Raw genomic sequence first — 7,081 nt, 5'->3', positions numbered from 1 at the left:
CCGTGAAGGCGTGATCGTCGAAGTGGTGTCCCGTGCCCACGAGTCCATCGTTGGCCGTTACTTCGAAGAAGGCGGCATCGGCTTTGTAGTGCCGGATAACCCGAAGGTCCAGCAGGAAGTGCTGATCACCCCGGGTCGCAATGGCGCCGCCAAGGTCGGCCAGTTCGTCGAGGTGAAAATCACCCACTGGCCAACCGCGCGCTTCCAGCCACAGGGCGATATTGTTGAAGTGGTCGGCAACTACATGGCGCCGGGCATGGAAATCGACGTTGCGCTGCGCACCTACGATATTCCTCACGTCTGGCCGGAGGCTGTGCTCAAGGAGGCCGCCAAGCTCAAGCCGGAAGTGGAAGAGAAAGACAAAGAAAAACGCATCGACCTGCGCCATTTGCCGTTCGTCACCATCGACGGCGAAGATGCCCGCGACTTCGACGATGCGGTCTATTGCGAAGCCAAGCCTGGCAAGCTGCGCCTGTTCTCCGGCGGCTGGAAGTTGTTCGTCGCGATTGCCGACGTCTCCAGCTATGTGAAGATCGGTTCGGCCCTGGATAACGAAGCCCAGGTGCGCGGCAACTCCGTGTACTTCCCTGAGCGCGTGATCCCGATGCTGCCTGAGCAGCTGTCCAACGGCCTGTGCTCCCTGAACCCGAAAGTCGACCGTTTGGCCATGGTGTGCGAGATGACCATCTCCAAAACCGGCGAAATGACCGACTACCAGTTCTACGAAGCGGTGATCCACTCCCAGGCGCGCCTGACCTACAACAAGGTCAGCACCATCCTGGAAGCGCCGAAGACCAGCGAAGCCAAGGCCTTGCGTGGCGAATATGCCGACGTAGTGCCGCACCTCAAGCAGCTTTACGCGCTGTACAAGGTGTTGCTGGGCGCACGTCATGTGCGTGGCGCAATCGACTTTGAAACCCAGGAAACCCGGATTGTCTTCGGTTCCGAGCGCAAGATCGCGGCCATTACGCCGACCACGCGCAACGATGCGCACAAGCTGATTGAGGAGTGCATGCTGGCGGCCAACGTGGCCACCGCAGAGTTCCTCAAAAAGCACGAAATTCCTGCCCTGTACCGCGTGCACGACGGCCCGCCGCCGGAGCGTTTGGAAAAACTGCGCGCTTTCCTCGGTGAGCTTGGCCTGTCCCTGCACAAAGGCAAGGACGGCCCGACGCCGAAGGATTACCAGGCGCTGCTGGCCAGCATCAAGGACCGTCCGGATTACCACGTGATCCAGACCGTGATGCTGCGCTCTCTGAGCCAGGCGGTGTACAGCGCCGATAACCAGGGCCACTTCGGCCTGAATTACGAGGCGTACACCCACTTCACTTCGCCGATTCGTCGTTACCCGGACCTGCTCACGCACCGGGCGATCCGCAGCGTGATCCACTCCAAGCAGAACACCCCGCACGTCAAGCGCGCCGGTGCCATGACCATTCCGAAGGCACGGATCTATCCGTACGACGAAGCGGCTCTGGAACAGCTGGGCGAGCAGTGCTCCATGAGCGAGCGCCGCGCCGACGAAGCCACCCGCGACGTAGTGAACTGGCTCAAGTGCGAGTTCATGAAAGACCGCGTGGGCGAGTCGTTCCCTGGTGTGATCACTGCCGTGACGGGTTTTGGCCTGTTCGTCGAGCTGACCGACATTTACGTCGAAGGCTTGGTGCACGTCACTGCGCTGCCGGGCGATTACTACCACTTCGACCCTGTGCATCACCGCCTGGCGGGCGAGCGCACCGGTCGCAGCTTCCGTTTGGGCGACACCGTGGAAGTGCAGGTCATGCGCGTCGACCTCGACGAGCGCAAGATCGACTTCGGCATGCCCGACAAGCCGACCGAAACACCGACTGGCCGTAAAAAGCGTGGCAGCGAACCGACTGCGCCAGCCAGCAAAGGCAAGGGCGCGCCTGCGAAAGCAGCGGCCACCGAGCCTGCGCCAGCCAAGGCTGCTCGTCGTTCGTCCACCAAGGAGAAGGCCCCTGAGGCCTACCGCCCGAGCGATGCAGCGGCGAAAAACGCTGAAGTGCGCAAGAGCCGTGAGTTGAAGCAGCAGTTGCTCAACGAAGCCAAAAGCGGTGGTAAAGCGGCGTCTGGGGGAAAGTCCCACGGGGCGGAAAAGCCGTCGAGCAAACCGAGTAAACACCGTAAAGGCCCGCCTAAAGCGGGTTCGGCCCCCGCGAAAAGCGGCGGGTCGCGCAAACCTAAGGCCAAGTCATGAGTCTGGAAAAAATCTACGGCGTGCACGCCGTAGAAGCACTGCTGCGTCATCACCCTAAACGCGTCAAGCAGGTGTGGTTGGCCGAAGGCCGCAGCGAGCCGCGTGTACAAGCGCTGGTCGAGTTGGCTACGCAAAACAAGGTTGCCATCGGCCAGGCCGAGCGCCGTGAAATGGACGTGTGGGTTGAGGGCGTTCACCAAGGCGTGGTTGCGGACGTAAGCCCGAGCCAGGTCTGGGGCGAAGCGATGCTCGACGAGCTGCTCGACCGTACCGAAGGCGCACCGCTGTTGCTGGTGCTGGACGGCGTGACCGACCCGCACAACCTCGGCGCTTGCCTGCGTTCGGCCGATGCCGCCGGTGCGCTGGCGGTGATCGTGCCTAAGGACAAGTCGGCAACCCTGACGCCGGTCGTGCGTAAAGTCGCGTGCGGCGCGGCGGAAGTGATTCCACTGGTGGCCGTGACCAACCTGGCGCGTACCCTGGAGAAACTCCAGCAGCGCGGCCTTTGGATCGTGGGCACCGCAGGCGAGGCCGAGGTCAGCATTTATGACCAGGACCTCACCGGCCCGACTATCCTGATCATGGGTGCCGAAGGCAAAGGCATGCGTCGCCTGACCCGCGAGCATTGCGATTACCTGGTGAAATTGCCGATGGCCGGTAGCGTCAGCAGCCTCAACGTGTCGGTTGCCACCGGTGTGTGCCTGTTCGAAGCCCAGCGTCAGCGCGGTGCCAAGGCCAAGAGCAAGAAGTAACCCGATCAAAAATGTGCGGCCGGGCTTGTGTGGGAGCTGGCTTGCCTGCGATAGCATCACCTCTGTATCACTGATACACCGAGGTGCCTGCATCGCAGGCAAGCCAGCTCCCACAGAATTTCAGCTCCCGCAGTCGTTTCAGGGTGTTTGGAAGATTGTTCAAATAATCACCAATCACCTTGCGCCGTTTCTCCCCCTTCTCTACAATTGCGCCCCTTGCCTTCCTGGCAGGCACCTATGTGCCTTCCTGCGGCAAGATCCATAAGTGTCATTCACTCCTTGTCTGACCGTTTTTGAGCGGCAGGCTACAACCCGTAAGGAGCATTCATGCGTCATTACGAAATCATCTTTTTGGTCCACCCGGATCAAAGCGAGCAAGTCGGCGGCATGGTTGAGCGTTACACCAAGCTGATCGAAGAAGACGGCGGCAAAATCCACCGTCTGGAAGATTGGGGCCGTCGTCAACTGGCCTACGCAATCAACAATGTTCACAAGGCTCACTACGTGATGCTGAACGTTGAGTGCACTGGCAAGGCCCTGGCCGAGCTGGAAGACAACTTCCGCTACAACGATGCAGTGATCCGTAACCTGGTCATCCGTCGCGAAGAAGCCGTTACCGGCCAATCCGAGATGCTCAAGGCTGAAGAAAACCGCAGTGAGCGCCGTGAGCGTCGCGACCGTCCTGAGCACGAAGGCGCTGAAAGCGCTGATAGTGATGACAGCGACAACAGCGATAACGCTGACGAGTAATCCACGGACCTTTTAAGGAGCCTATCAAATGGCACGTTTCTTCCGTCGTCGTAAATTCTGCCGCTTCACCGCTGAAGACGTGAAAGAGATCGATTACAAAGATCTCAACACTCTGAAAGCCTACGTATCCGAGACCGGCAAAATCGTTCCAAGCCGTATCACCGGTACCAAAGCACGTTATCAGCGTCAGCTGGCCACCGCTATCAAGCGCGCCCGCTTCCTGGCCCTGCTGGCCTACACCGACAGCCACGGCCGCTGAGACCGGGCAGTCGACAAGTAGTAAGGGATTGAATGCATGCGCGCCTTAGCTGAGTTCATCATGCGCGGTCGCGTGCAGGCCACTCTGGTAGTGGCCGGATGTGCGGCATTGCCGCTGCTTTATTGGTTGGGTGCTGCTGCAGGTTGCCTTGTGCTCCTGCGGCGCGGTTTGAAGGACGCCCTTGGCGTTCTTGCCCTGGGATTGTTGCCGGCCTTGATCTGGTGGCTTCAATTCGGTGATCCACGGGTACTTCTGGTACTGCTGGGGTCATCGAGCCTTGCGTTGGTTTTACGCGCAAGTGAGTCCTGGGTCCGCACGCTGCTGGTCAGCGTGGCATTGGGGTTGGTGTACTCAGTGATGCTTGGCGCGGCTTTCCGCCCGCAAATCGAAGCGCTATCGCAAGAGATCGTCAAGATCCTGCCGATGGCCCTCGGGGATCTCTACCAGCAATTGTCGGTAGATGAGCGAGCGCGGTTTGCGTCACTGATTGCCCCGGTCCTGAACGGCCTGATTGCGGCATTGTTGCAGGTCGTCAGCGTGCTGAGCCTGATTGTTGGGCGTTATTGGCAAGCGTTGTTGTACAACCCGGGTGGTTTTGGTCGCGAATTTCGCAGTATCAGAATCCCAGCGGGGCCGGCGATGTTGCTGCTGGCGTGCATGGTTGTCGGGCCGAACTTCGGCCCACAGATGGCCTTGCTGGCGCCGATTTGCAGTGTACCGCTGGTGTTTGCCGGGCTGGCCCTGATTCACGGGCTGGTTGCGCGAAAGCGCCTGGCCAAGTTCTGGCTGGTGGGGTTGTACGTCACGATGTTGCTGTTTATGCAGCTGATCTATCCGTTACTCGTGGTTTTGGCCATTGTCGACGGCCTGATTGATTTTCGCGGTCGTCTGGCGTCGAAAGACGCCGATAACGCGAACGGTGAAGGTTAAAAGTTAGAGGATTTTCACATGCAACTGATCCTTCTGGAAAAAGTCGCCAACCTGGGCAACCTGGGCGACAAAGTGAACGTTAAGGCCGGCTACGGTCGTAACTACCTGCTGCCATACGGCAAAGCCACCGCTGCAACCGCTGCCAACCTGGCTGCGTTTGAAGAGCGTCGTGCTGAGCTGGAAAAAGCCGCAGCAGACAAAAAAGCTTCGGCCGAAACTCGCGCTGCCCAACTGGCTGAGCTGGAAGTGACTATCACTGCCACCGCCGGTGACGAAGGCAAGCTGTTCGGTTCGATCGGCACCCACGACATCGCTGATGCACTGACCGCCTCCGGCGTTGAAGTGCAGAAGAGCGAAGTTCGTCTGCCGAACGGCACCATCCGCAACGTAGGCGAATTCGACGTAGCCGTGCACCTGCACGCTGAAGTTGAAGCCACCGTACGCGTTGTAGTGGTAGCAGCTTAAGCAACACCTAACTGACTGGCACCTCGCGTGCCAGGCGGTTAACATCGGGCACGATCCTGTTTACAGGTCGTGCCTTTTGTTTTTCTACACACCCCTAATTCCAAGTGGCCATGAACGATATTTCAGCTCCTGAGCAATACGATCTGCAAACCGCTGCCCTGAAGGTGCCGCCGCATTCCATCGAGGCCGAACAGGCCGTGCTCGGTGGCTTGATGCTGGATAACAACGCCTGGGAACGCGTGCTGGATCAAGTCTCGGACGGTGATTTCTATCGCCATGACCACCGCCTGATCTTCCGCGCCATTGCCAAGCTGGCCGACCAGAACTCGCCGATCGATGTGGTGACCCTGGCCGAACAGCTGGACAAGGAAGGCCAGACCTCCCAGGTCGGCGGTCTGGGCTACCTGGGTGAGCTGGCGAAAAACACGCCATCTGTCGCCAACATCAAGGCGTATGCGCAGATCGTTCGCGAGCGCGCCACGCTGCGCCAATTGATCGGTATCAGCACCGAAATCGCCGACAGCGCCTTTAACCCTGAAGGCCGCACTGCCGCCGAGATCCTCGACGAAGCTGAGCGCCAGATCTTCCAGATCGCCGAAGCGCGCCCGAAAACCGGCGGCCCAGTCAGCGTCAACGACCTGTTGACCAAGGCCATCGACCGCATCGACACCTTGTTCAACACCGACAACGCCATCACGGGTATTTCCACCGGCTACACCGACCTCGACGAGAAGACCAGCGGCCTGCAGCCGTCTGACTTGATCATCGTCGCCGGCCGTCCATCCATGGGTAAAACCACCTTTGCGATGAACCTGGTGGAAAACGCCGTGCTGCGCAGCGACAAAGCCGTACTGGTTTACTCGCTGGAGATGCCTGGTGAATCGCTGATCATGCGTATGCTTTCCTCGCTTGGCCGTATCGACCAGACCAAGGTGCGAGCCGGTCGCCTGGAAGACGACGATTGGCCGCGCCTGACGTCGGCGGTCAACTTGCTTAACGACCGCAAGCTGTTTATCGATGACACCGCCGGTATCAGCCCATCAGAGATGCGTGCACGTACTCGCCGGCTGGTGCGTGAGCACGGCGACATCGCCCTGATCATGATCGACTACCTGCAGCTGATGCAGATTCCAGGCTCCAGCGGTGACAACCGCACCAACGAGATTTCCGAAATCTCCCGGTCGCTCAAAGCCCTGGCCAAGGAATTCAACTGCCCGGTGGTGGCGCTGTCCCAGCTCAACCGTTCCCTTGAGCAACGCCCGAACAAGCGCCCGGTGAACTCCGACTTGCGGGAATCCGGAGCGATCGAGCAGGATGCTGACGTGATCATGTTCGTGTACCGCGACGAGGTGTATCACCCCGAGACGGAGCACAAAGGCATTGCCGAGATCATCATCGGCAAGCAGCGGAACGGGCCAATCGGCTTTATCCGCCTGGCGTTTATCGGTAAGTACACGCGCTTCGAGAACCTGGCGCCGGGCAGCTATAACTTCGACGATGACGAGTAAGTTTCAGCGCCTGTAAGGGCCTCATCGCAGCATAGGTATCTACACAACCGGTTAACACGAAGTCTGTGGCAGGTGGGCTGTTGTGGCGAGCAGGCTTGTCCTGCGTTGGGCTGCGAAGCGGCCCCAAAAACAGACGCTGAGTACTTTCAGCAAAATTGCCGTGCCTGTACTGGGGCCGCTTCGCAGCCCAACGCAGGAC

At 59.6% G+C, this 7,081-nt stretch carries 7 protein-coding genes; all 7 read left to right on the top strand.

Features of this window, described 5'->3' with window-relative positions:
• The coding region (gene rnr / locus FEM54_RS20060; protein ID WP_138452638.1) for a ribonuclease R at positions 1-2,218 on the top strand (2,218 nt) is incomplete at its 5' end.
• Complete coding sequence (gene rlmB, locus FEM54_RS20055) at positions 2,215-2,970, top strand: 23S rRNA (guanosine(2251)-2'-O)-methyltransferase RlmB (RefSeq protein ID WP_017138453.1); 756 nt, start codon at positions 2,215-2,217, stop codon at positions 2,968-2,970. The genes rnr and rlmB, both read left to right, overlap by 4 nt.
• A 327-nt stretch (positions 2,971-3,297) precedes the next feature.
• A complete protein-coding gene (rpsF, locus tag FEM54_RS20050) occupies positions 3,298-3,720 on the top strand; it encodes a 30S ribosomal protein S6 (RefSeq protein ID WP_003217491.1) in 423 nt (140 codons plus the stop codon).
• Positions 3,721-3,748: 28 nt separating this feature from the next.
• The gene (gene rpsR / locus FEM54_RS20045) at positions 3,749-3,979 is read left to right on the top strand and encodes a 30S ribosomal protein S18 (protein ID WP_002551829.1); all 231 of its coding nucleotides are present in this window, start codon (positions 3,749-3,751) and stop codon (positions 3,977-3,979) included.
• 36 nt (positions 3,980-4,015) lie between these two features.
• On the top strand, positions 4,016-4,909 hold the full coding sequence (locus FEM54_RS20040) for a YybS family protein (protein WP_138452636.1): 894 nt from the start codon (positions 4,016-4,018) through the stop codon (positions 4,907-4,909).
• Between the two features lie 18 nt (positions 4,910-4,927).
• Entirely contained in the window at positions 4,928-5,374 is a 447-nt protein-coding gene (rplI, locus tag FEM54_RS20035; protein WP_003171376.1) for a 50S ribosomal protein L9, read from the top strand.
• A gap of 110 nt (positions 5,375-5,484) precedes the next feature.
• The gene (gene dnaB / locus FEM54_RS20030; RefSeq protein ID WP_017138451.1) at positions 5,485-6,882 is read left to right on the top strand and encodes a replicative DNA helicase; all 1,398 of its coding nucleotides are present in this window, start codon (positions 5,485-5,487) and stop codon (positions 6,880-6,882) included.
• Positions 6,883-7,081: the final 199 nt, after the last annotated feature.

This window comes from Pseudomonas edaphica (genome assembly GCF_005863185.1).
Taxonomy (GTDB): domain Bacteria; phylum Pseudomonadota; class Gammaproteobacteria; order Pseudomonadales; family Pseudomonadaceae; genus Aquipseudomonas; species Aquipseudomonas edaphica.
This window is presented reverse-complemented; position numbering and strand designations above follow the sequence as displayed.